General features: G+C 70.1%; 22 protein-coding genes and 1 pseudogene. 15 read left to right on the forward strand and 8 right to left on the reverse strand.

From position 1 onward, the window contains the following. Window positions 1-19: 19 nt before the first annotated feature. Window positions 20-502, reverse strand: coding sequence for a DUF2244 domain-containing protein (locus ACO057_RS15550; RefSeq protein WP_421993343.1), 483 nt, complete (start codon window positions 500-502; stop codon window positions 20-22). Between the two features lie 86 nt (window positions 503-588). Between ACO057_RS15550 and nth the strand changes: the two genes are divergently transcribed. Then, complete coding sequence (gene nth, locus ACO057_RS15555) at window positions 589-1239, forward strand: endonuclease III (RefSeq protein WP_421993345.1); 651 nt, start codon at window positions 589-591, stop codon at window positions 1237-1239. Window positions 1240-1279: 40 nt separating this feature from the next. Then, window positions 1280-1747: a hypothetical protein gene (locus tag ACO057_RS15560; protein WP_421993347.1), complete on the forward strand. Its 468-nt coding sequence runs from the start codon at window positions 1280-1282 to the stop codon at window positions 1745-1747. 10 nt (window positions 1748-1757) lie between these two features. Here the strand turns inward: ACO057_RS15560 and ACO057_RS15565 are convergent, their stop codons facing one another. Together ACO057_RS15565 and ACO057_RS15570 are read right to left on the reverse strand one after the other, a co-directional pair. Then, window positions 1758-3143 (reverse strand): serine/threonine protein kinase, encoded by a 1386-nt coding sequence (locus ACO057_RS15565; RefSeq protein WP_421993349.1) that lies wholly within the window; start codon window positions 3141-3143, stop codon window positions 1758-1760. A gap of 24 nt (window positions 3144-3167) precedes the next feature. Beyond that, on the reverse strand, window positions 3168-3908 hold the full coding sequence (locus tag ACO057_RS15570) for a metallophosphoesterase family protein (RefSeq protein ID WP_421993351.1): 741 nt from the start codon (window positions 3906-3908) through the stop codon (window positions 3168-3170). Window positions 3909-4061: 153 nt separating this feature from the next. Between ACO057_RS15570 and ACO057_RS15575 the strand changes: the two genes are divergently transcribed. From ACO057_RS15575 to ACO057_RS15590, 4 genes are all read left to right on the forward strand, one after another. Beyond that, a complete protein-coding gene (locus tag ACO057_RS15575) occupies window positions 4062-5015 on the forward strand; it encodes a 2-hydroxyacid dehydrogenase (RefSeq protein ID WP_421993353.1) in 954 nt (317 codons plus the stop codon). Window positions 5016-5119: 104 nt separating this feature from the next. Continuing rightward, entirely contained in the window at window positions 5120-5758 is a 639-nt protein-coding gene (locus ACO057_RS15580; protein WP_421993355.1) for a hypothetical protein, read from the forward strand. Between the two features lie 563 nt (window positions 5759-6321). Further along, entirely contained in the window at window positions 6322-9501 is a 3180-nt protein-coding gene (locus tag ACO057_RS15585; protein WP_421993357.1) for an efflux RND transporter permease subunit, read from the forward strand. Further along, window positions 9494-10702 (forward strand): efflux RND transporter periplasmic adaptor subunit, encoded by a 1209-nt coding sequence (locus ACO057_RS15590; protein ID WP_421993359.1) that lies wholly within the window; start codon window positions 9494-9496, stop codon window positions 10700-10702. The genes ACO057_RS15585 and ACO057_RS15590 overlap by 8 nt, the downstream gene beginning before the upstream one ends. A gap of 61 nt (window positions 10703-10763) precedes the next feature. On the opposite strand, the gene ACO057_RS15595 is transcribed toward ACO057_RS15590, so the two are convergent. After that, window positions 10764-11816, reverse strand: a complete 1053-nt coding sequence (locus tag ACO057_RS15595) for an ROK family protein (protein WP_421993361.1) — start codon at window positions 11814-11816, stop codon at window positions 10764-10766. 124 nt (window positions 11817-11940) lie between these two features. Here ACO057_RS15595 and ACO057_RS15600 point away from each other — a divergent pair. The 5 genes and pseudogenes from ACO057_RS15600 to ACO057_RS15620 all read left to right on the forward strand — a co-directional run bounded on the left by ACO057_RS15600 (window position 11941) and on the right by ACO057_RS15620 (window position 15439). Continuing rightward, window positions 11941-12949: pseudogene (locus tag ACO057_RS15600) on the forward strand (zinc-binding alcohol dehydrogenase family protein). A gap of 27 nt (window positions 12950-12976) precedes the next feature. Then, window positions 12977-14170: a helicase-related protein gene (locus ACO057_RS15605; protein WP_421993363.1), complete on the forward strand. Its 1194-nt coding sequence runs from the start codon at window positions 12977-12979 to the stop codon at window positions 14168-14170. Between the two features lie 14 nt (window positions 14171-14184). Next, the gene (locus ACO057_RS15610) at window positions 14185-14283 is read left to right on the forward strand and encodes a hypothetical protein (protein ID WP_421993481.1); all 99 of its coding nucleotides are present in this window, start codon (window positions 14185-14187) and stop codon (window positions 14281-14283) included. Beyond that, entirely contained in the window at window positions 14264-14806 is a 543-nt protein-coding gene (locus ACO057_RS15615; protein ID WP_421993365.1) for a hypothetical protein, read from the forward strand. The genes ACO057_RS15610 and ACO057_RS15615 overlap by 20 nt, the downstream gene beginning before the upstream one ends. A gap of 153 nt (window positions 14807-14959) precedes the next feature. After that, entirely contained in the window at window positions 14960-15439 is a 480-nt protein-coding gene (locus tag ACO057_RS15620; protein ID WP_421993367.1) for an ATP-dependent helicase C-terminal domain-containing protein, read from the forward strand. Here the strand turns inward: ACO057_RS15620 and ACO057_RS15625 are convergent. Next, window positions 15436-15612 (reverse strand): hypothetical protein, encoded by a 177-nt coding sequence (locus ACO057_RS15625; RefSeq protein ID WP_421993369.1) that lies wholly within the window; start codon window positions 15610-15612, stop codon window positions 15436-15438. The two genes, ACO057_RS15620 and ACO057_RS15625, sit on opposite strands and share 4 nt — an antisense overlap. A gap of 353 nt (window positions 15613-15965) precedes the next feature. Between ACO057_RS15625 and ACO057_RS15630 the strand changes: the two genes are divergently transcribed. Continuing rightward, entirely contained in the window at window positions 15966-16232 is a 267-nt protein-coding gene (locus ACO057_RS15630) for a hypothetical protein (RefSeq protein ID WP_421993371.1), read from the forward strand. 13 nt (window positions 16233-16245) lie between these two features. Here the strand turns inward: ACO057_RS15630 and ACO057_RS15635 are convergent, their stop codons facing one another. Then, entirely contained in the window at window positions 16246-17358 is a 1113-nt protein-coding gene (locus ACO057_RS15635; RefSeq protein WP_421993373.1) for an alpha/beta fold hydrolase, read from the reverse strand. A 90-nt stretch (window positions 17359-17448) separates the two neighbouring features. Between ACO057_RS15635 and ACO057_RS15640 the strand changes: the two genes are divergently transcribed. From ACO057_RS15640 to ACO057_RS15650, 3 genes are read left to right on the forward strand one after another with little or no spacing between them, the layout of a single operon-like run. Next, window positions 17449-17673 carry a zinc-finger domain-containing protein gene (locus ACO057_RS15640; protein WP_421993375.1) on the forward strand — a complete coding sequence of 75 codons (225 nt, stop codon included), beginning with the start codon at window positions 17449-17451 and terminating at the stop codon, window positions 17671-17673. After that, window positions 17660-20479, forward strand: coding sequence for a DNA polymerase I (polA, locus tag ACO057_RS15645; RefSeq protein ID WP_421993483.1), 2820 nt, complete (start codon window positions 17660-17662; stop codon window positions 20477-20479). The genes ACO057_RS15640 and polA overlap by 14 nt, the downstream gene beginning before the upstream one ends. A 4-nt stretch (window positions 20480-20483) precedes the next feature. After that, window positions 20484-21686, forward strand: a complete 1203-nt coding sequence (locus tag ACO057_RS15650) for an MFS transporter (protein WP_421993377.1) — start codon at window positions 20484-20486, stop codon at window positions 21684-21686. A 52-nt stretch (window positions 21687-21738) separates the two neighbouring features. Here the strand turns inward: ACO057_RS15650 and yghU are convergent, their stop codons facing one another. Both yghU and ACO057_RS15660 read right to left on the reverse strand, forming a co-directional pair. Further along, on the reverse strand, window positions 21739-22614 hold the full coding sequence (yghU, locus tag ACO057_RS15655) for a glutathione-dependent disulfide-bond oxidoreductase (RefSeq protein WP_421993379.1): 876 nt from the start codon (window positions 22612-22614) through the stop codon (window positions 21739-21741). 89 nt (window positions 22615-22703) lie between these two features. Then, entirely contained in the window at window positions 22704-23954 is a 1251-nt protein-coding gene (locus tag ACO057_RS15660) for an ABC transporter substrate-binding protein (RefSeq protein WP_421993381.1), read from the reverse strand. Window position 23955 lies beyond the last annotated feature (1 nt).

The raw sequence follows: 23955 nt of genomic DNA on the forward strand, positions 1-23955 counted from the left end.
CAGCGAAGGAGCGTCCGGTTTAACCCCGAAGCTGGGGATTGTCGAAAACCGGCTCGCGGTAGCGGCGCAGCGCGGATTCCAGCACGCGGGCCAGGTCCTCGCGCTCCTCGGGGGCCAGGAAGCGGCCGATCTCGATGGTCCTCTGGCGCTGGCCGATCAGCAGCTTCGTGCCCTCCCAGCGCAGGCGCGCCCAGAAGGGGTCGAAGCTCGCCTCCTCGCGCCGGCCGCCCTCGCGGCGGCGGATGATCAGGCGGCCCTCCAGCAGCGTCACCGTCTCGCTGCTGCCCCGCGCCCGGCGGCGGTAGAGCGCCATGAGGCCCAGGAGCAGCACCGCCTCCGTGCCCGCGAAGGCGGTGACCGGCCAGGCGCCCATCAGCGTCACCACGGTCCCGGTGAAGGTGAAGCCGAGCAGCAGCAGGCCCGCGAAGATCCGGAAGCCGCGCGCATCCAGACTGCTGAGCGGCGCCGAGCGGGCCTCGAACAAGGCGGGGGTTTCGGGCATCACCGCATCAGATAGGATGATGGCCCGCGATGAAAACCCCAAAACCTCTTCATGGTTCGGCCACGGAACCGCGCCGCGCCCGGATCATGTCGCGCGAGCAGGTGGGCCAATTCATCCGCGCCATCGCCCAGGAGAATCCGGCCCCCGAGACCGAGCTTCTCTACACCGACGCCTTCTCGCTGCTGGTGGCCGTGGTGATGTCCGCCCAGGCGACGGACGCCATGGTGAACAAGGTGACGCCGGGCCTCTTCGCCGCCGCGCCCGATCCCGCCGCCATGGCCGCGCTCGGGGCCGAGGGGATCGGCCAGCTCATCAAGCGGATCGGGCTCTGGCAGGGCAAGGCGAAGAACGTCGCCGCGCTCTCGCAGATCCTGGTCGAGCGCCACGGCGGCGAGGTGCCGCACGACCGCGAGGCGCTCGAGGCCCTGCCCGGCGTGGGCCGCAAGACGGCCAATGTCGTGCTGAACGTGATGTTCGGCGAGGCGACCATGGCGGTGGACACGCATATCTTCCGCCTCGGGAACCGAACCGGCCTCGCCCCGGGAAAGAACGTCCGCGAGGTGGAGGACGGGCTGGTGAAGCGCATCCCGCCCGAGCTGCTGCGCGACTCCCACCACTGGCTGATCCTGCACGGACGCTACATCTGCAAGGCGCGCGCGCCCGACTGCTGGCGCTGCAAGGCCGAGCCGTACTGCAACTACCGCGACAAGGTCCTGCACCCGCCGCTGAAGGGCTGAAGCGTTGCGCCGATCGTATTTTCCGGCATGAATTGCGGCCATGAGAAAGCTCCTCGCCGCCGCGCTGGCCCTGGGCCTCGCTTTGTCCCCTGCTCCTGCCCCGGCGCAGGACAAGCCGGCCGGCGTCCACCGAACAGAGATCCTGAATCGCGCGGCGCTGGAGCGGCTGCGCCGCAACAGCGGCCTCTCACTGCAATGGATCTCCTGGGACAATTCGCGCGGTCGCGTTCGGCTGGAGGAGCAGGACGGGCTCTTCCATCTCCGCGGCTCGCAGCAGCAGCGCAACGGGCCGGGCCGGCTCGAGATGGACGGGGTGGTGACGCGCATCGACGCGACGAGCTTCATCTTCCAGGGCCGCGTCGCCATGCGCCAGGCGCCGGAGAACCGCGCCGAATGCCTGCGCGAGGGCCAGCTGCACTTCCGCGTCACCGGCACCCGCCGCTATTGGCGCATGCAGGAGATGGAAGCCTGCGCGGGGCTGACGGATTACGTCGACATTTACTTCTGACGCCTGCGCTTCAGAAATCCCTCACCCGCACGATCGTCACCGAGCAGGGCGCATCCCGTGCCACCTCCGTCGGCATGCTGCCCAGCACGCGCTGGGTGATCCCGCCCGCCTTCGCGCCCAGGATCAGATGGTCCACCCGGTTCTGCGTGGCGTATTCGAGGATGGCGCCGCTCGCGCTCACCGCCTCCAGCACGTGATGGGTCAGCCGGTGTTCCGGCAAAGCGAGCGGCGCCGACCAGTGGCGCAGCTCCAGCAGGCGCTGCACGTGCTTGTTTCGCCCCTCGCGGTCGAGCGTGTTGTCCGGCCGCAGCAGGTTGGTGCGCAGCACGTTGAGGCAGGCGACGCGCGCATTGGGCCGGATGGCGAGGATGCGGCCCACCGTGTCGCGCAGCGCGGCGGACATCTCCTTGGAGATGTCGTCGATGTCGAGCGCCACGGCCATGATCGGCGCGTCGCGCTGCGGCAGGGCCTCGGCCTTGCGGCGCAGCCTGGGCTGAAACTCCGGGTTGAAGCGCCGCTGGATGCGCTTCGTCCAACCGTCGCGCTTCAGCTTCGCCGCACGCGGGCCGAGCGCGACCGCCTCGGGGTGCCGAAGGTCGAAGGCGAGATGCGCGGCGCTGGCGTGGCGGCGCTCGGGCGCGGGCTCCAGGCAGCGCAGGATCACCTCCTGCAGCCAAGGCGGGCATTCGGGCACGATGGCGCGCGGCGGCGTCGGGTCCGACCAGAGGCGCTGCTTCAGATCCGCCATGCGCTGCGGGTCGCCGAAGGGGCGCTTGCCGGTGAGGAAGAAGTACATCAGCACGCCGAGCGCGAAGAGGTCCGAGGCGGGGTCGCCGCGGATGCCCATGACCTGCTCGGGCGCCATATAGGGCGCGGTGCCGTAGGGGAGGCGGAACTCCTCCTCCATCAGGTCGGGCAGCAAGGCGGCGCGCGACAGGCCGAAATCCACCAGCACCATCGGCCCGTTCTCGCTGCCGCGACGCAGGATGTTCGAGGGCTTCACGTCCAGATGCACCACGCCCTGGCGGTGCAGCCCGTCCAGCGCATCGGCCACGCCGGCGCCGAGCAGGGCCACCTCCTCCGGCGCGCGCGGCAGGCGCTTGAGCAAGGGCAGCAGCGAGCCGCCGGAGATGCGCTCCATCACGATCCAGGGGACCGGCTCATGGCCCGCGCCGTAGCATCGGGGGACATGCGGGCCGGTGAGGCGGGGCAGGATCATCTGCTCCATCTCGAAGCTGACGATGGCGGCGGGGTCCTCGCCCTCGGCCATCTTGGGCATCTTCATCAGCAACGGCCCCGGATGGTCCGGATGGGTCGCCTCGCGCAGCACCGCCATGCCGCCCCGATGCACCACGGGGCCCAGCGTATAGCCGCCGATGATGGGCAACTCGCTCATGTGCCCTCGCTCATGTGGCCTCACTCATGTCCCGGTGAAGAGTCGCTCGGCCAGGAATTCCGGCAGCCCCGCCGCACGGATCTTCTGGGCGGCGGTGGCGATGTCATAGGGCACGCGCATCCAGCCGCATTCGCTGGTGTCGGTGTCGAGCAGGCCGTAGCAGGCGGCCGGATTGCCGTCGCGCGGCTGGCCCACGGAGCCCATCACGGCCAGCCAGCGCCGCGGCTGGAGCAAGGGCAGCATGAGGTCGGGCGTCGGGCGGTGCGCCACCAGCTTCTCCGTCGCCGTCAGCCCGAAGAGCGCGGGGCTGTGCGTGTGGCCGCAGAAGGTGAGTCGCGCCTGCGTCGCCTCCAGGCTGACGCGCGCGACGGCGGCGTCGGTGACGTAGATCCAGCCTTCCGGGTCCGAGCCCTCGGAATGGACGTAGAGGCGGTCCTCCTCCTCGTGGCTCATGGGCAGGCCGGCGAGGAAGCCGCGCGCGGCGGGGGTGAGCTGGGTCGCGGTCCATTGGATGGCGATGGCCGCCATGCGGGAGAAATTGCGCGGTCCGGTCAGCGCCGCCTCGTCGTGATTGCCGCGCAGCGCGACGGCGTCGCATTCCATCAGCTCCTGCACGCGCATCGTCACCTCGACGGGGTTGGCGCCATAGCCCACCAGGTCGCCGAGGAAGACCAGGCGCTCGACCCTCTGCGCGGCCGCATGGGCCAGGCAGGCTTCCAGCGCCTCCAGATTGGCATGGATGTCCGCCAGAAGGGCGATCCGCATTCCTTGGTGCTCGCTTGTTCGTCGGGCCGATGATGCGCCAAGCCGGGCCGGGGCGCATCCCCGTTCGCCGGATCGCGCCCTCGCGGCCCGCCTCGACACCTTTGCCGCAGTGCCGCAAACTCGTTCCGTCAGCGCGCCGGAAGCACAAGAAGCATGCCCATTCCCCTCCTCGTCCAGATCCCTCTCGACCCGGTGCGCCTCGCCCGGATCGCGGAGGCGGGCTTCGAGATTCACCTGGCCCCCACCCCGGCCGAACGGGCCGAGGCGATCCCCAGGCTGGCCCCCGTCCTGCGCGCCGTGCTGACCAACGGCGCCACCGGACTGACCGCCGAGGCGATCGCCGCCCTGCCCAGGCTGGAGATCATCTGCTGCGTCGGCGTCGGCCATGAGAACGTGGACCTGCGCGCCGCCAAGGCCCGCGGCATCAAGGTCACCAACGGGCCGGCCACCAACGACGTCACCGTCGCCGATCATACCTGGGCGCTGATCCTCTCCATCGCCCGCAACATCCCCTGGGCCGATGCGGCCGTGCGGCGCGGCGAGTGGATGCAGTCGCGCTCGCCCCGGCCGATGGTCTTCGGCAAGAAGCTCGGCATCATCGGCCTGGGCAATATCGGCCGCCAGATCGCCGAGCGCGGCGAGCGCGGCTTCGACATGGAGATCGCCTACCACAACCGCTCGCCCCGGCCGGAAAGCCCCTATGCCTATATGGCCTCGGTGAAGGCGCTGGCCGAATGGGCCGACTTCCTGGTGATCGCGACGCCCGGGGGCGCGGACACGCAGCACATGGTGGACGCGGCCGTCCTCGACGCTCTGGGGCCCAAAGGCTTCCTGATCAATATCGGCCGGGGCAGCGTGGTGGATACGCAGGCCCTGGTTGCCGCCCTGAGCGAGGGGCGCATCGCCGGCGCGGCGATCGACGTGGTGGATGGCGAGCCGGAGGTGCCCCCGGCGCTGGCCGCCGCGCCGAACCTCATCATCACGCCGCATATCGCCGGCCGCTCGCCCGAGGCGATGATGGCCACCGCCACCCTCGTCGCCGCCAATCTCAACGCGCATTTCGCCGGGGAGCCGGTGCGCACGCCGGTCGCCATGCCGGTGGACTGAGCTGTTGTTTCGACGCCGGCAGAAACCAGGCTGGCTCCGCCGGCGAATGCGGTAGCGTCACGTCATTGCCGCGGGCGCTTCGGCCGCGATTGGGAGATAACGCGATGTCCATGATCACCCGCCGCACGTTCCTGGCCCTCGGCGCCGCCATGGCCGCCAGCCCGGCCTTCTCCCCATGGGCCCAGGCCCAGACTCCGGCCCAGACTCAGCCCGGCCCCACCCGCATCCGCGGCACCATTCTCGAACTCGAGGGCAATGCGCTCGGCATCACCACCCGCGCCGGCGAGCGGGTCATCGTCAACCTCGCCGAGAACACGACCGTCGCGGCCCTGCGTCGCGTCACCCTGGCCGAGATCACGCCGGGCACGGCCGTGGGCGTCGTCGCCGAGCCGGGTCCGGATGGCGAGCTGCGCGCCACCGCCATCACCGTGCTGCCGCCCGGCATGCGCATCACCGAGCTCCAGAACGCCTGGGACACCGCGCCCGGCGCCACCATGAACAACGGCCCGGTCGAGGCGGCGGTCGACAGCGGCTCGGGCCGCGACCTGACGCTGAGCATCCTCGGCCGCCGCGTGCTGGTCCGCGTGCCGGCGCAGACGCCGATGCTCATGCCCATCGCCGCCGCGCGAAGCGACCTCGTGCCCAATGCCACGGTCTTCATCAATGCGACGCGCGGCGAGGATGGCCGCCTCTCGACCAACCGGGTGATGGTCAGCAAGGACGGCGTGGCGCCCGTTATCTGAACGGGTCATCCGGGCAGGTGGCCTGGGGCGCCGTCCCGAAGCGGAAGGCCGATTGATATTGGGCGCTCATAGGCCCTATCGGGGAATTGGGGCTAAATCGCCTCGATCGAAGCCACGTATGCTCGTGTCGATGCTGAGCGTCTCAGGTGGTTCAATCGGGGCGCCACCCCGTACTTGATCATCCTGAGATGTTCGTAACGCGACGCGAACAGACGCCGGCGACCGGCCAACCGAACTGGAGAGGGCCGATCGACACTTCTTACAGCACCCGTTCTGCCTTTCCGCTGGGCCAGACCTGCTTTCGAAACAGGCATGCGCCGGTGAAGCGAAATCCATACTTCGCGCAAACCAGCCGCGGCCCCGAAGATCGTCTGTGGACGCCCGCGCGCTCTGACCTGATAATGACTGGCCCGGCCGCCCTTGGCGGCGGGGCCCGTTGACTTGCGGAGGTCCCCGATCGGTGCCGGTCACTTTCGACGCTCGCAAACCCGCATGACCCGACCTCCTCGCAGCATGGCGGCGGGGGACGGGCCGACGCAACCTTTCCGCACCGAAGTTCCCGTATGATCTCCCTCGTCCGCATCGCGCTCGCACGGCCCTACACCTTCGTCGTGATGGCGGTGATGATCGTCATCGGCGGCGTGCTCGCCGCGCTCCGCACCCCGGCCGACATCTTCCCCGCCATCCCCGTCCCGGTGGTCGCCGCGGCCTGGTCCTTCAACGGGCTCTCGGCCGAGGACATGTCGGGGCGCATCCTCACGCCCTACCAGCGATCGCTGACCACCACCGTCAACGACATCGAGCATATCGAGGCCAATGCCATGCCCGGCCTGGGCATCGTGAAGGTCTTCTTCCAACCGGGCGCCGACGTGCGCCTGGCCAATGCGCAGATCACCGCCATCTCGCAGACCCTGTTGCGCCAGCTGCCGCCGGGCACCACGCCGCCGCTGATCCTGAACTACAACGCCTCGACCGTGCCCATCCTGCAGATCGCCCTCGCCGGGCAGGGGCTGAACGAGCAGCAGCTCTTCGACCTCGGCGTGAACTTCATCCGCCCGCAGCTGGTCACGATCCCCGGCGCGGCCATGCCCTTCCCCTTCGGTGGGCGCACGCGCCAGATCCAGATCGACATCGACCCCAACGCCCTGCAGTCCAAGGGACTGTCCGCGCAGGACGTCGGCAACGCCATCGCCGCCCAGACGCAGATCACGCCGGCCGGCTTCGTGAAGATCGGCGAGTTCCAGTACAGCCTCAACCTCAACAACGCGCCGGGCACGGTGGCCGAGCTCGCCGCCCTGCCGATCCGCACCGTCAACGGCGCCACCATCACCATCGGCGACGTCGCCAATGTCCGCGACGGCTCGGCGCCGCAGCAGAACGTCGTGCATGTGGACGGTCAGCGCTCGGTGCTGCTGACCGTGCTGAAGAACGGCTCGGCCTCGACCATCAACATCGTCAACGGGATCCTGGACCTTCTGCCGACGCTGCGGCCGAGCCTGCCGCCCAACCTCACCGTCACGCCGCTGAACGACCAGTCGATCTTCGTGAAGGCCGCCATCGAGGGCGTGGTCCATGAGGGCGGGCTGGCCGCGGTGCTGACCTCGCTGATGATCCTGGTCTTCCTGGGCTCCTGGCACTCCACGGTCATCATCGCGATCTCGATTCCGCTGGCCGTGCTCTCCGCGGTCTTCATGCTGGCGGCCTTCGGCCAGACGCTGAACGTGATGACGCTGGGCGGCCTCGCGCTCGCGGTCGGCATCCTGGTCGACGATGCGACGGTGACCATCGAGAACATCAACTGGCACCTGGAGCAGGGCAAGGACGTCCGCACCGCCATCCTCGACGGCGCGGAGCAGATCGTGGTGCCGGCCTTCGTCTCGCTGCTGTGCATCTGCATCGTCTTCGTGCCGATGTTCTTCCTGCCGGGCGTCTCGGGCTTCCTCTTCGTGCCGATGGCGCTCTCGGTCGTCTTCGCGATGATCTCGTCCTTCATCCTGTCGCGCACCCTGGTGCCGACCATGGCGATGTACCTGCTGCGCCCGCATGCCGGGGGCCACGGACACCACCGCCCGCCCACGCATATCTTCGGCCGCTTCCAGCGCGGCTTCGAGCGTGGGTTCGAGAGGATCCGCATGGCCTATGCCGGGCTGCTGCGCTTGGCCATCTCGGCCCGCGCCACGACCATGACGCTGTTCCTGGTTTTCTCCTTCGGCAGCCTCGCGCTGGTGCCGATCCTGGGCCAGAACTTCTTCCCGGCGGTGGATAGCGGCACCATCGCGATGCATATCCGCGCGCCCTCGGGCACGCGGCTGGAGGAGACCTCGGCGCTGTCCGACCGCATCCAGAACGAGGTGCGCCGGCTGATCCCGCCCGAGCAGATCCGCACCATCGTGGACAATATCGGCCTCTCCCAGAGCGGCATCAACGTGATCTACAGCGCCTCGGGCACCGTCGGCCCGATGGATGGCGACATCATCATCAGCCTCAACCGCGACCACACGCCCACCGCCGATCACGTGCAGCGCTTGCGGCTGGAGCTGCCGCGCCTCTTCCCGACGGTGACCTTCTCCTTCCTGCCGGCCGACATCACCAGCCAGATCCTCAACTTCGGCTCGCCCGCGCCCATCGACATCCAGGTGACCGGCCCCAACCCCGCCGAGAACCAGGACTTCGCGCAGCGCATCCTGCGCGAGGTGCGCGGCATCGACGGCCTGGTGGATGCGCGCATCCAGCAGCCCGCCAGCAGCCCCTCGCTGCGCTTCATGGCCGACCGCACGCGCATCAACGCGCTGGGCCTGGACGAGCGCGACGTGACGACGAGCCTCGCGGGCTCGGTCGCCGGCTCGTCGCAGACGGCGCCGGTCTATTGGCTCAACCCGGCCAATGGCGTGACCTATGCCGTCGTCGCGCAGACGCCGGAATACCTGACCGACACGATGGAGGAGCTGGAGGCCACGCCCGTCACCGGCCCGCGCTCGCCCGAGCCGCAGATGCTGGGCGCGCTCGGCAATCTGGTCCGCATCCCCGCCCAGGCCGTGGTCTCCCAGTACAACATCCAGTCGCTCATCAGCGTCTATGCCGCGACCCAGGGGCGCGATCTCGGCGCCGTCGCCGCCGATGTGCAGCGCGCCATCGCCCGCCTCGACGCCGACAAGCCGCCCGCCATCCGCGTCACGCTGCGTGGCCAGTACCAGACGATGAACATCGCCTTCGCGGGGATGGGCTTCGGCCTGCTGGGCGCGGTGGTGATGATCTACCTGATCATCGTCGTGAACTTCCAATCCTGGGCCGATCCCTTCGTCGTCGTCGCGGCCCTTCCCTCGGCGCTGGCGGGCATCGCCTGGATGCTCTTCGTGACGGGCACGCCGCTCTCGGTGCCGGCGCTGACCGGCGCCATCATGTGCATGGGCGTGGCGACGGCGAATTCGATCCTGGTGATCAGCTTCGCCCGCGAGAAGCTGGCCGAGCTCGGCGACGGGCGCATGGCCGCCTTCGAGGCCGGCGTCGCCCGCTTCCGCCCCGTGATCATGACCGCGCTGGCCATGATCATCGGCATGGGGCCGATGGCGCTGGGCCTGGGCGAGGGCGGCGAGCAGAACGCGCCGCTCGGCCGGGCCGTGATCGGCGGGCTCATCGTCGCCACCTGCGCGTCGCTCGTCTTCGTGCCCACCGTCTTCGCCCTGATCCACGGCCGCCGCCCGGCGCCCCGTACCGCCCGCCCCGAAGGTGTCGTCCATGCCTGAAGCACCCGTTCCCCACACGATCGAGCCCCAGGCGACGACCCCTGACACCATGTCGGCACCGGCCATGGCCAGCCCGCGCCGCGTCGGCCTCTTTTTGCTGCTCGGTCTGGCGGGGCTGGGCGGCGTGCTCTGGATCACCTTCTCCTCGCGGCTGGAGGCGCAGGAGAAGCTGCGCGAGATCACCGCCGCCGCCACCGTGCCCAGCGTCAGCGTGGTCCAGCCGAGCGAGGTCCGCCCGCGTCCGCTCACCTTGCCGGGCCGGCTCGTCGCCTGGGCCGAGGCGCCGGTCTATGCGCGCACCAGCGGCTTCCTCGCCCGCCGGCTCGTCGATATCGGCGACGTCGTCACGGCCGGCCAACTGCTCGCGGTGATCGACGCGCCCGAGGTCGAGCAGCAGCTCGCCGCCGCCACCGCGGCCCTGGCCACGGTGCGCGCCCAGCGCGACCTCTCCGCGCGCAGTGCCCAGCGCTGGAACGAGCTGGTGGCGCGCAGCGTCGTCTCGCAGCAGGCGACCGACGAGCGCCGTGGCGACCTCGCCGTGCGCAGCGCGCAGCTCACTCAGGCCGAGGCCGAGTTGAACCGCCTGCGGGCGCTGACCGGCTTCACCCAGATGGTCGCGCCCTTCGGCGGCACGGTGACCAGCCGCGGCACCGATGTCGGCGCGCTGATCAATGCCGGCGCCACGGCCTCCGCCGCGCTCTTCACCATCACCGACAGCAGCAAGCTGCGCCTCTATCTCCGCGTGCCCCAGGCCTATGCCGCGGCCATCGGCCCGGGTGTGACCGCGCAGTTCACGGTGCCCGAGCATGGCGACCAGGCCTTCACCGCCGAGCTGACGCGCACGGCCGATGCACTGGACGTGCAGTCCGGCTCGATGCTGGTGCAGTTCACGGTGGACAACGCGGCCGACCTGCTGAAGCCGGGCGGCTACGCGCAGGTGCGCCTCGAGCTGCCGCCGGGCACGGGCGCGAACCAGGTCCGCATCCCGGCGAGCGCGCTGATCTTCCGCAGCGCCGGCACCTCCGTGGCCGTCGTCGACGATCAGGGGAAGGTCTCGGTGAAGCCGGTGCGCATCGCGCGCGACCATGGCGCGCATCTCGACATCGGCTCCGGGCTGGAGCGCGGCGAGTGGGTCATCAACAGCCCTTCCGACGCCATCCGCAGCGGCGACATGGTGCGGCCCAACCGGCCCGCCCCTTAGAGCCTTCTTCGTTCGCAAGGGCTCACTTCGAAGTCTCTAGCTCTTTGTTTTTTTTCGAGCATCACCCCCGGTTGGTGAAGCGCGCATTTCCCAGCCCGGTGCCGATGGTCAGCACGCCCCAGCGCTCCACATCCTGCATATTGGGAATCTCGCTGAGGCCCTGAACGACCGCGTCGTTGTGCATGAGCACCGCCGTCGCGTGGTCGCCGATCTCGGGGAGGTGTTCCACCAGGGCGCGCGGCAGGTTGAAGCGGCTGCTCTCCCAGTTTCCCGGCAGGTTCTGCCCGCCGCGATCGATGGAGCCGTCCTCCTCGATGATCCCCGGGCAGCCGATGCCGATGAAGGGCGCCAGCATCCGCTTCTCGGACTTGGCCAGGGCGACCATCTTCTTCAGCATCCCCGCCATCCGCTTCACCGCCTCCTCGCGGCTGGGCTCCTCCTCCGAATGGGCCCAGACCTCCAGGCCCACGACCTTCGCGGCCGAGAGGTCCTTCTTCTTCAGGTTCAGTTCCACCAGCCCCACGCGGATGTTCGTGCCGCCGATATCCACGGCCAGCAGGCTGTCATGCCCGGCGAAGATCCAGCTCGGCGCCAGATGGGCCGCGCCGATCAACGCCGCCTCGTCGGGGTCGTGGGTGATGGGTACCAGCTCCAGGCCCAGCGCCTCGGCCCGGAGCAGCAGCGAGGCCCGCGCGATGGCGATCTGGCCGATCCGGCTGCCGCTCATCCCGCCGCCGACGGCGATGCGCTGCGTGTCCTTCCAGCCCTTGAGCTTGAGGAAGCGCCGGGTGACGCCGGCCAGCTCCTGCGCGAAATCCTCCACCATGCCGTGGATCAGCGCGGCGACCTCAGGCCGCTCGTCCTGCAGCAGTTTCTCGAGCTTGCGCTTGGAGACCTCCTCGGTCGGCTCCTCGCCGATCGGGTCCTCGTCGCCGAGTTCGCGCAGGCGATCGCGCCAGGTCTCGACGATGGACCAGAAGGCCTTCTTGCTGGCACGGTCGCCGATGAAGCCATCCTTGTCGCGGAGCTCCGCGTTATAGGTATCGATGACGACGCTGGTGAGCGACGCGGCGCCATGACCGGCGACGGGTGGCGCGGCGGCCTGTTCGGACATGGTTTCGTATGATCCCCTGATGCTGCGGGCAGAACGCGGCGGGGCATCGGTGGTTGTCAGGGGGGTTGCATCTGGTCTCGTCCGCCGCCCTCATGGCGGAAATCACCAACCGGGAGCGTCAGACATGAAGGCCGTCGCCTATACCCATTGCCATCCCGTGACCCATGAGGACGCGCTGGAGGATCTGGTCCTCCGCGACCCCTCCGAGCCGCGGGGCCATGACCTGCTCATCGAGGTCCGCGCCGTCTCGGTGAATCCGGTGGACGCCAAGCAGCGATCCGGCGCCGACCCCGCCGGCGAGCCGCGCGTGCTGGGCTTCGACGCCGCGGGCGTGATCGTGGCGCGCGGGCCGGACGCGCATATCTTCGGCACGGGCGAGGAGGTGTTCTACGCTGGCGCCATCAATCGGGCCGGCAGCAACGCGCAGTTCCAGCTGGTGGACGAGCGCCTCGTCGGCCCGCAAGCCGAAGACGCTGGGCTTCGCCGAGGCGGCCTCCCTGCCGCTGACCTCGATTACCGCCTGGGAGGCGCTGTTCGACCGGCTGCGCATCGCCCGCGGCGCGGCGGGGGGCGCGGTGCTCATCATCGGCGGGGCCGGCGGCGTGGGCTCCATGGCGATCCAGCTCGCGCGGCGGCTGACGAAGCTGACCGTGGTGACCACCGCCTCGCGCCCCGAGACCCGTGCCTGGTGCGAGGAGCTCGGCGCGCATCACGTGCTCGACCATGCGGGGGACCTGCCGGCCCAGGCCAAGGCGCTCGGCCTCGACTTCCCCTATATCTTCGCGACCACGCAGACGGTGAAGCACTGGCGCGCGATCTGCGAGGTGGTGGCGCCGCAGGGTGCGGTCTGCGCGATCGACGACTTCATGACCATCGATATCGGCCGGCTCAAATCCAAGGCGGCCAGCTTCCATTGGGAGGCCATGTTCGCCCGCTCCATCTACGCCACGCCCGATCTGATCGCCCAGCACCACCTGCTGAACGAGGTGGCGGACCTGGTGGATGCCGGGACCATCCGCCACGCGATGAAGAAGCATCTCGGCCGGATCGACGCGGCGAACCTGCTGGAGGGCCATGCGCTGGTCGAAAGCGGGGCCATGATCGGCAAGGCCGTGGCGGAAGGCTGGGACTAACCCGCCGGAGGCGGGGTATCGGGGGGCGTGAACAACGCCCTCGAACAAGCCCTGATCGACCTTCCCGTCAGCGAGGCCCTGCCGGCGCTGCGCGCGGCGCTCCTGACGGGCAGCAATGCCGTGCTCGTCGCCCCGCCCGGCGCGGGCAAGACCACGCTCGTCCCCCTCGTGCTGCGCGACGAGCCCTGGGCCAGGGGCCAGAAGCTGCTGGTGCTGGAGCCGCGCCGCGTCGCCGCCCGCGCCGCCGCCCGGCGCATGGCCTCGCTGCTGGGCGAGCAGCCGGGCGGGACCGTGGGCCTCTCCACCCGGCTCGACCGCGCGGTGTCCAAGGACACGCGGGTGGAGGTCATCACCGAGGGGCTGCTGGTGCGGCGCCTGCAATCCGACCCCGGACTGGAGGGTGTCGCCGCCGTGCTCTTCGACGAGGCGCATGAGCGGCATCTCGACACCGATCTCGGCCTCGCCTTGTGCCTCGACCTCCAGCGCGGGCTGCGGCCGGAGCTTCGCCTGATCGCCATGTCCGCCACGCTGGACGGCGGCGCTTTCACGAGGCTGCTCGACGCGCCGCTGATCGAGAGCGCCGGGCGCGCCCATCCCGTCCGCGTCGAGAACACCAAGCGCGACATCCTCGAGATGCGCGACCTGCCCGAGGCCATGGCCACCGCCATTCGCGGCATCATGGCGCGCGAGCCGGGCGACGTGCTGGCCTTCCTCCCTGGTTGGGGCGAGATCCGCCGCACGGCCGAGCGCCTGTCGGGCCTGGATGCCGACGTGATGCCCCTGCATGGCGAGCTCTCGCCCACCGAGCAGGACAAGGCGCTGAACATCGGCCCGCGCCGCCGCGTGGTGCTGGCCACCAGCATCGCCGAGACCTCGCTGACCGTGCCGGGCGTGCGCATCGTGGTCGATGGCGGCTACCGGCGCACGCCGCGCCTCGACGGCGCGACGGGCCTCACGCGCCTGGTCACCGTCCGCATCAGCCGCGCCGCCGCCGAGCAGCGCGCGGGCCGCGCCGGCCGGACCGAGCCGGGCGTGGCCGTTCGGCTCTGGAGCGAGGCCGTCCATCGCGGCATGCCGCTGCAGGACCGGCCCGAGATGCTGGAGGCGGAGCTCTCAGGGCTGGTGCTCGACTTGCGCCTCCTGGGGCGCCGATCCGGGCTCCCTGCCCTTCCTCGACCCGCCGCCCGAGGGGCCAGCTGGCCGCCGCGCGCGCGCTGCTGAAGAACCTCGACGCGCTGGACGACCAGGGCCGCATCACCACCATGGGCAAGCGCATGGCGCGCATGGGCACGCATCGCGCGCCTCGCCCGCATGATGAGCGCCGTGGAGAATGAGGGCGAGGCCGCGCTGGCCGCCGACCTCGCCGCTTTGCTGGAGGAGCGCGATCCCCTGCGCGGGCGCGAACCGCCGGCCGACATCACGCTGCGCCTGGACGTGCTGCACGGCCACGGCCATTCCGAGAGCGACGCCATCGCCCTCCGCGCCATCCGCCGTTCCGCCGCGCTGCATCGCCGCCGCCTGGGCGTGCACGGCAACGAGCCGCCGGAGGGCGATGCCGGCGCGCTGCTGGCCGCGGGCTTCCCCGACCGCATCGCGCTCAAGCGCGGCACGATGGATGGCGCCTTCCGCATGGCCTCGGGCCAGGGCGCGCGGCTTTCGGTCGCCGATCCGCTGGCCAAGCAGACGCTGCTCTGCGTGGCCGATCTGGAGCTGAAGGGCACCGAGGCGCGCATCCGCATGGCCGCGCCCATCTCCCGCGCCACGCTGGAGGGCGCGCTTCCCGGAGCGCTTCCGCACGGTGGAGGGCGCGAGCTTCGACGCACGCGCGGGCGGCCGTGCTGGCGCGCAAACGCGTGATGTTCGGCCCGCTGGTGCTGGAGGAGACGCCGCTGGCCGGCGTCGATCCCTCGCTGATGGCCGAGGCGCTGGCCGAGGCCGCCGCCGACGCGCGCCTTCCGCGACCTCGACTGGAGCGAAGGCGCCAAGCAGCTGCGCACCCGCATCGCGCGCATGCATGCGCTGGAGGGCGCGCCCTGGCCCGACATGTCCGACGCCGCTTTGGCCGCGACGGCAAAGGACTGGCTCGCGCCCTATTGCGCGGGGATGACGAAGCTCTCGGAGCTGAAGTCGCTGAACATCGGCCAGATGCTGCTGCCGCACGACCTGCGCCGCCGGCTCGACGCCGCGCTCCCCGCGCGGATCGAGCTGCCGCAGGGGCGCAGCGCCGGCGTGGATTACGCGGGGGAGATCCCGACGCTGGAGGCGCGGGCGCAGCATCTCTACGGGATGGGCGGGATGCCGCCGCTCGCGGAGGGGCGCATCCGCCTGCAGGTGGCGCTGCTGTCCGCCGGCGGGGCGGCCGATCGCCATCACGGCGGATCTAGCGGCGTCCTTCTGGGGCGCGGGCTGGGCCGATGTCCGCAAGGACATGCGCGGCCGCTACCCCTAGCACGACTGGCCCGAGAAGCCGGGCTGACCCGCCGGTCCTAAAGCGCGAAGATCAGATAGCTGAGGACGACCATCCCGCCGATCAGCAGCATCAGCGAGCGCATCACGGCCCAGCCTTCGCCCTTGGCCTCGCCCTCTTCGGGCTTGCTGTTTCCCAGGATCCCGGGCGCGACGGCGTCAGGCGCCTCGCCCTCTCCGGCCCGTGTCTTCCTCACCGAAGTGCGACATGGGGCGGGCCTGTGCGAAGAAGGGCGCATTCGGCCCAGAAACATTGCTTTGCCGCATAGGATGATCCCCGTCTGAGTCGCGGGATCGTGAGCCGCCAGATCAGGGAATGATTTCAGGAGCAAAAAGTAACGTCAGGAAATGCATCTATTTTTGGAGAAAATCCTCGACATTGGAAATTCCCGCCTGGCCGCCCGCCCCGAGAGCCATCCGGGGATACATCACGCCAGCGAATGGCCGCCATCCGGATCGAGCATTGGTGCAGATACACCACCCTGGTTATATGTATCTACACGAGACGGCCAATCCAGACCGCCCCGCCTTCTAAACGGGAACAGTTTCCATGATCCGCAACCTCCTCCTCGCCGCCGCTTTCTCGGGCCTCTCGACCCTCGCGGTCGCGCAGTCCAACCCCCACTTCATCGGCGAAGGCAGCAACCCCCACGTCGCCTATGACGCGCCCTCGGCCAATGTCGTCGGCAGCGCCGATGCCTTCGTGACCGGCGGCCCGGACTCGACGACGAGCTACGAAACCCGCCAGGTCTTCCGGACCCAGGCGCCGAGCCTCGCCCGCGATCCCTCGCAGATCGTGCCGCAGAGCAGCAACTGAGGCCCGTCCCGCTTCAAAACGACGGCCGTGTGGAGTCGATCCACCGGCCGTTTTCCGTTTCAGGGCGGCGTGCCGGCGATCCAGTCGCGGCCTGCCGGTCCGTCTCCGCCGGAATCGGCGTCCGCGGATCGGCCAGGAAGGCCAGGATGTCCCGGGCGATCTCCGCGCGGATCGAATCCCGCAGCAGCAGGTGCCAGCCCTCGGGATAGAAGGCCACGCGCGGAAATTGCGCGTCGCGCAGGGCCCGCCGGGCGATGCGCGTGGGCACCACCTCATCCTTGCCGCCAGCCATGAGCAGGACCGGCACGTCGCCGCAGCAATGCGGCAGGGCGGCCACGGCGCGGTCCATCAGCTCCACGATACCTGCCACCATGTCCAGGCGCACATTGTGCAGGACCAGCGGGTCGCTCGAGAAGCGGCGCAGCGCCTCCATGTTGTCGCTGGCCGTGATGCCCGCCGCGCCGGACGGCATGGCGAGCGGCCCCAGCGCATGCGACGCGCCCCAGAGCAGCCCCCGCAGGAACTTCGACAGATAGGGCCCGCCCCAGATGCCCGGCGAGGTGAGGATCACGCCATCGACATCGGTCGGGCCAGCCGCTAGGGCGACCGCGCCGCCCATGCTCTCGCCGAGCAGGAAGACCGGCACGCCCGGGTGCCGGGCGCGGAGGAGGCGGATCGCCTCGCGCGCATCGGCGATCAGCGCGTCGCTGCCGGGCCAGTAGCCTCGCGCGCGGTTCCAGCCGAAGCCGCGCTGGTCATAGGCATAGACGACGGCCCCGCCGGCGGTGAGCAGCGGTCCGCCCTCCAGCAGGAAGTTGCCGCCATGGTCGGTGAGCCCGTGCAGCGCCACCACCACGAAGCGCGGCGCGCCTTCCGGCCGCCAGACCCGCAGCGGCAGATGCGTCCCGTCCGGCATGACCAGCGAGGATTCCGGCCTGGGCCCCGAGGGCTCCGGCCGCGGCGGCGAGGGCGCCAGGGCATAGGCCGGCCAGGGATGCCAGGGCATGGGCGGCGCCACGAAGGGTTCGATGGCCGCCTCGCGGATCGGCGGTCCGGCCGGAACGACCACGGGGGCGCAGGCCCCGAGCGAGATCAGGGCAAGGAGCAGGGCAGTGAGCAGCTTCATGCTTCGGGCATATGGGCGTGCATGCGTCTGGTCCATCAGGAGGTGACAGCTTATGTTGGGCCAACCACGCGGCAAGGATGAAGGTTTCGCATGCGCGACCCGCAGATGACCGGCTACGCCCCCCACCTCACCCCCGGCGTGACGCCCGAGGACGTGATCCTGGTCGAGTCCCGCAAGATCGGTTGCGACGGCGGCGGCGGCACGCTGGGCCACCCCCTCGTCTATCTCCGCATCGAGGCGACCCAGGTCACCTGCCCCTATTGCTCCAGGACCTTTCGCCTGAAGGAAGGTGCCGGAGATGATGGACACCATTGAAGGCTCGGTGATCCCCGCGGCGGCGCCCAAGGCCCCGCCGCCGGGCGATCCGCATCTCATCCTCATCGACGGCAGCGGCTATATCTTCCGCGCCTATCACGCCCTGCCGCCGATGACGCGCCCCGACGGCACGCCGGTGAACGCCGTCTTCGGCTTCGCGCAGATCCTCGAGCGCTTCCTGAACCAGAACAGCTCCTCGCATATCGCGGTGGTGTTCGACACGGCGCGCAAGACCTTCCGCAGCGACATCTACCCCGCCTACAAGGCCCACCGCCCCGAGCCCCCCGAGGACCTGGTCCCGCAATTCGCGCTCATCCGCGAGGCGACCGAGGCCTTCGGCGTCGCGCAGGTGGAGCTCGCCGGCTTCGAGGCCGACGACCTGATCGCCTGCTACGCCAAGGCCTTCGAGGCCGAGGGCGGGCGCGTCACCATCGTCTCCTCCGACAAGGACCTGATGCAGCTCATCCGCGAGCGCGTCATCATGCTCGACCCGATCAAGCAGAAGCCCATCCGCGAGGCCGAGGTGATGGAGAAGTTCGGCGTGCCGCCGAACAAGGTCGCCGAGGTGCAGGCCCTGGCCGGCGATGCCACTGACAACGTGCCCGGCGTGCCCGGCATCGGCGTGAAGACCGCCGCGACCCTGCTCACCGAATATGGCGACCTGGAGACGCTGCTGGCCCGCGCCGGCGAGATCAAGCAGCCCAAGCGGCGCGAGCTGCTGCTGACCCATGCCGAGCAGGCCCGCATCTCGCTGCGCCTCGTCACGCTGGATTGCGACTGCCCCCTGCCCTTGCCGATCGAGGCGCTGGTCGCCCGCTCGCCGGAGCCGGTGCGCCTGGGCGCCTTCCTCGCCGAGAACAATTTCCGCGGCCTCATGGCCCGCCTCGGGGTGGGCCTGGGCGACGGCGGGCCGCCGAACCGGCCGCGCCCCGTCCTGCCAGCCGCCGTGAGCGAGGCGCCGGCCGACCCGCTGGCGACCCCCTTCGGCGGCTACCACTGCATCAGCGAAATGGCCGAGCTCCAGGCCTGGATCGCCGAGGCCCAGGCGGCCGGGGTAATCGGGCTCGACACCGAGACCACCAGCCTGGACGCCCTGGCCGCCGAGCTGGTCGGCCTCTGCCTCGCCGTCGCGCCCGGCCGCGCCTGCTACATTCCGCTGCGCCATGCGAGCCCGGACCTGCTGGTCGAGACGCCGAAGCAGCTTCCGCAGGACGAGGTGATCGCGGCCCTGCGTCCGCTGCTGGAGGACCCCGCCGTCCTCAAGGTGCTGCACAACGCGAAATACGACATGGAGGTCCTCGCCAATCCGGCGAATGGCGGCATCGCGGTCTCGCCCTTCGACGACACGATGATGATCTCCTACGCGCTGGAGGCCGGCGCGCATGGGCATGGCATGGACGAGCTCTCGCAGCTCCATCTCCAGCACAAGCCGATGAGCTTCGACGAGGTGACCGGCACCGGCCGCGCGCGCATTTCCTTCCAGCACGTGCCGCTCGACCGCGCGACCGCCTATGCCGCCGAGGATGCCGACGTCACGCTGCGGCTGTGGCAGACGCTCAGGCCCCGCCTGCGCGAGGTTCGCGCGCTCGCGCTCTACGAGCAGGTGGAGCGGCGGATGATTCCCGTCCTGGCCGCCATGGAGCAGGCCGGCGTGAAGGTGGACGGCGTCGAGCTCAAGCGCATCGGCACCGATTTCGGCGAGCGCCTGGTCGTGCTGGAGGCCGAGTGCCACCGCATCGCCGGCCGCACCTTCAATGTCGGCAGCCCCAAGCAGCTCGGCGAAGTCCTCTTCGACGAGATGGGGCTGAAGGGCGGCAAGAAGGGCAAGACCGGCGCCTATTCGACCGACGCCTCCGTGCTGGAGGACCTCGCCGCGCGCGGCGCGGAACTGCCGCGCGTGGTGCTGCAGCATCGTCAGCTCTCCAAGCTGAAATCCACCTATGTGGAGGGGCTCACCGCGCAGATCGCCGCGGACGGGCGCGTGCACACGGATTATTCCCTGGCCTCGACGAGCACGGGCCGCCTGGCCTCCACCGAGCCGAACCTTCAAAACATCCCCATCCGCAACGAGGAGGGGATGAAGATCCGCCGCGCCTTCGTGGCCGAGCCCGGCCATGTGGTGATGAGCGCGGACTACTCGCAGATCGAGCTGCGGCTGCTCGCCCATCTCGCCGAGGTGCCGAGCCTGCGCGAGGCCTTCGAGCAGGGCGAGGACATCCACAGCCGCACGGCCGCGGAGATCTTCCATCTCGACCCGAAGAACGTCGACAAGGAAGCGCGCCGCCGCGCCAAGACCATCAATTTCGGCATCATCTACGGCATGAGCGCCTTCGGCCTGGGCGGGCGCCTGGGCATCCCCTCGGGCGAGGCGAAGGCCATCATCGACGCCTATTTCGCGCAGTATCCGGGCATCCGCAACGAGATGGAGCGCCTCAAGGACGAGGCGCGGCAGAAGGGCTATGTGCTCTCGCCCTTCGGGCGGCGGCTGTGGATCCAGGACATCGCGTCCAAGGATCCCGTGCGCCGCGCGGGGGCCGAGCGCCAGGCGATCAACGCTCCCTTCCAGGGCGGCGCCGCCGAGATCATCAAGCGCGCCATGGTGCGCACGCCGGGCGCGCTGCGCGAGGCGGGGCTCAAGACCCGCATGCTCCTCCAGGTGCATGACGAACTGGTCTTCGAGGTGCCGGAGGCCGAGATCGACGCCGCCGGAGCCACGATCAAGAAGGTCATGGAAGGCGTCGCCGAACTGCGGGTTCCCCTGCTGGTCGAGGTGGGTCACGGCGCTTCCTGGGCGGAGGCGCATTGAGATCATGTCTTCCAGCTTCTCACGCGAGGAGAGGAGAATTCTCGTCTCCGTCTCCGGCGCGCATTTCGTCAGCCACCTGCACATCCTGGCGCTGCCGCCGCTCTTCCCGCTGCTGCGCGACACGATGGGCGTCTCCTTCCTGGAGCTCGGCTTCGCCCTCACGCTGCTGAACCTGGTCACCTTCTTCACCCAGGCGCCGATGGGCCTGCTGGTGGACCGGGTGGGCGCCAGGCGCACGCTGGTGGCGGGGCTGCTGCTGGGCGGCGCCGCCTTCGTGATGGCGGGGCTGGGCGGCACCTACTCCTGGCTGCTGGCGGGCGCGGCGCTCGCGGGCCTCGCGAACAGCGTCTACCACCCGGCGGATTACGCCATCCTGGGCAGCGCGATCGACGACGAGCATGTCGGCCGCGCCTTCTCGCTGCACACCTTCGCGGGCTATGCCGGCGGCGCCGCGGCGCCCTTCGTGATGCTCGGCGTGGCCAGCGTCGCCGGCGTGGCCGCCGCGTTGATCCTGGTCGGGCTGGTGGGCACGCTGGCCGCGATCCCTCTGCTGCGCGAGGCGCTGGACGAGAGGCCGGCCGCGCGCCGGCCCAAGGGCGCGGCCAAGGACGGCCCGCGCCTACTGAACGCCGCCGTGCTTTCCCTGCTGGTCTTCTTCGCCTTCATCGCCTTCGGCAACACCGCCATCCAGGGCTTTGCCGTCTCCTCCTGGGAAGCGGCGCACGGCCTCTCGCTGACGGCGGGCAATGTCGCCCTGACGGCCTGGCTGGCCCTGAGCGCGATCGGCGTCCTGGCCGGCGGCCATGTGGCGGACCGCACCAAGCGGCACGGCCTCGTCGCCGCGGTAGGGCTGGGCGCGGCCGCGCTACTGATCCTCGTCGCGGGCCTCGGCGACCTCGCGCCCGTGGCGCTGACCGTCGTGATGGGAACCTCGGGCTTCCTGTCCGGCCTCATCATGCCCTCGCGCGACATGATGGTCCGCGCGGCGGCGCCTCCGGGCCAGGCCGGAGCGACCTTCGGGCTGGTGAGCACCGGCTTCAGCGTGGGCGGCATTGTGGGGCCGCTGGGCTTCGGCTGGCTGCTGGACAACGGCGAGCCGCATGGGGTCTTCATGATCGCGGCGGCGCTGATGGGTGCGGCGGTGCTGATGTCGCTCGCGCAGGAAATGCGGCGCGGGCGGCGGATGGCGCTGGCGCCCGCGGAGTAGGACACGGCGGGGGATCGCCCGGCGCGAGCCGGCGATCCCCCCACTGCGCTGGCTACGAGGCCGGCGCCAGCTTGTCCTGCGTCTTCGTCTCGAAGTCGCTGGCATTGTGGCGCTCATGCAGCTGCATCGCCGGATCGCCCTGGACGCGATTGACCATCCGTCCGCGCTGCACAGCCGGACGCGCGTGGATCTGGTCGGCCCAGCGGTTCACGTTCTTGTAGCTCTGCGCGTCCAGGAAGGTCGCCGCCTCGCCGTAGCTCCAGCCCTTCACCAGCCCGCCATACCAGGGCCAGATCGCCATGTCGGCGATGGTGTAGTCGGGGCCCGCGATGAACTCGGACTCGCCCAGCCGGCGGTCCAGCACGTCGAGCTGGCGCTTCACTTCCATGGCGAAGCGGTCGATCGGATATTCCTGCTTGGTCGGCGCATAGGCGTAGAAATGCCCGAAGCCGCCGCCGAGATAGGGCGCGCTGCCCATCTGCCAGAAGAGCCAGGAGAGGCATTCCGCGCGCGCCGCCGGATCGGTCGGCACGAAGGCCCCGAACTTCTCGGCGAGGTAGAGCAGGATCGCCCCGGATTCGAAGACGCGGACCGGCGTGGCGTTGCTGCGGTCCAGCAGCGCCGGGATCTTGGAGTTCGGATTCACGTCGACGAAGCCGCTGCCGAACTGGTCGCCCTCGCCGATGCGGATCAGCCAGGCGTCGTATTCCGCGCCGGTCTTGCCCAGGGCCAGCAGCTCCTCGAGCATCACCGTCACCTTCACGCCGTTCGGCGTGCCCAGCGAATAGAGCTGGAGCGGATGCTCGCCGACCGGCAGCGCCTTGTCATGCGTCGGGCCGGCGATCGGGCGGTTGATATTGGCGAAGCGCCCGCCGCTGGCCTTGTTCCAGGTCCAGACCTGGGGCGGAACGTATTCGGTGTCGCTCATGGGATGGGGCCTCCACAGTGTTCAGGTCATCATGTGGAGCGGCCCCATCGCTTGCCAACCAGCCGCCCCCTGAGGGGGCGGACCGCGCTCTATCGCGGCCGCAGCAGCGGGCATTCGCTTTCGGCCGCGGGGCGGTAGGCCTCGTCGCCGGGAATGGTCTTCACCACGTCCAGAAGATCCCATTCGCCGCGCGACTGCGCGGGCGCCTTGGCGCGCATGAGGTACATGTCGCGGATGATGCGGCCGTCCTCGCGGATGCGCCCGTTGCGCGTCATGAAGTCGTTGATCGGCGTCTCGCGCATCTTCGCCATCACGGCCGGGGTGGCATCGGTGCCGGCGGCCTTCACCGCGTTCAGGTAATGCGTGACGGCGCCCCACATGCTGGCCTGGAACATGGTGGGCGGGCGGCCGTGGATACGGGCGAAGCGCGTCGAGAAGGCGCGCGTCTGCTCGTTCTGATCCCAGTAATAGGCCTCGGTGAAGACGAGGCCCTGCGCCGTCTCCAGCCCGATCGCGCGGACATTGGTGAGCAGGCAGAGCAGCGCGGCCGGCTGCATCCCGCGCCGAATCAGCCCGAACTCGCCCATCTGCTTCACCGCGTTGATGAGGTCGGTGCCCGCGACCGCGAGGCCCAGCACCTGCGCGCCCGATTGCGCGGCCCGCAGCAGATGCGCGGAGAAGTCGCTCTCGTTCAGCGGCGCGCGGGTGGAGCCCACCACCTCGCCGCCCAAGGCGCGCACGACGGCGGCGCCATTGGCCTCCAGTGAATGGCCAAAGGCGTAGTCGGAGGTGAGGAAGTACCACTTGCGCTTGCCCTCGGCCATCATGGCCGAAACCGTCCCGCGGGCGAGGGCGTAGTTGTCGTAAGTCCAGTGCAGGCCATTGGGCGTGCAGCCCGTGCCCGTGAGATCGGTGGTGCCGGCGGCAACAGTGACGTTGATCTTGTTCTTCTCGCGCGTGAGCTGCTGCACGGCGAGCGCCACGGCGGAATTGCCGATGCCGAAGATGGCGTCCACGCGCTCCTGGTCAAACCACCGCCTGGCGATGCCCATGCCGATATCGGGGCGGTTCTGCAGGTCGCCATAGACGAGCTCGATCGGCGCGTTCAGCACGCGCCCGCCGAAATCCTCGATGGCCATGCGGGCGGAGACCACGTCGCCCATGCCCTGCTGATCGGCGAAGACGCCCGACATGTCGTCGAGCACGCCGATCTTCACCATGTTGTCGGAGACCTGGGCCAGGGCGCGCCCGGCGGGCCAGATGGCGGCGGTGGCCAGGCCCGTGCCGCCCAGCATGAGGGTGCGACGGCTGGCCGCCATCCGGGCGTTGTCGGCGATCATG

It is taken from the genome of Roseococcus sp. (assembly GCF_965227005.1).
Classification (GTDB): domain Bacteria; phylum Pseudomonadota; class Alphaproteobacteria; order Acetobacterales; family Acetobacteraceae; genus Roseococcus.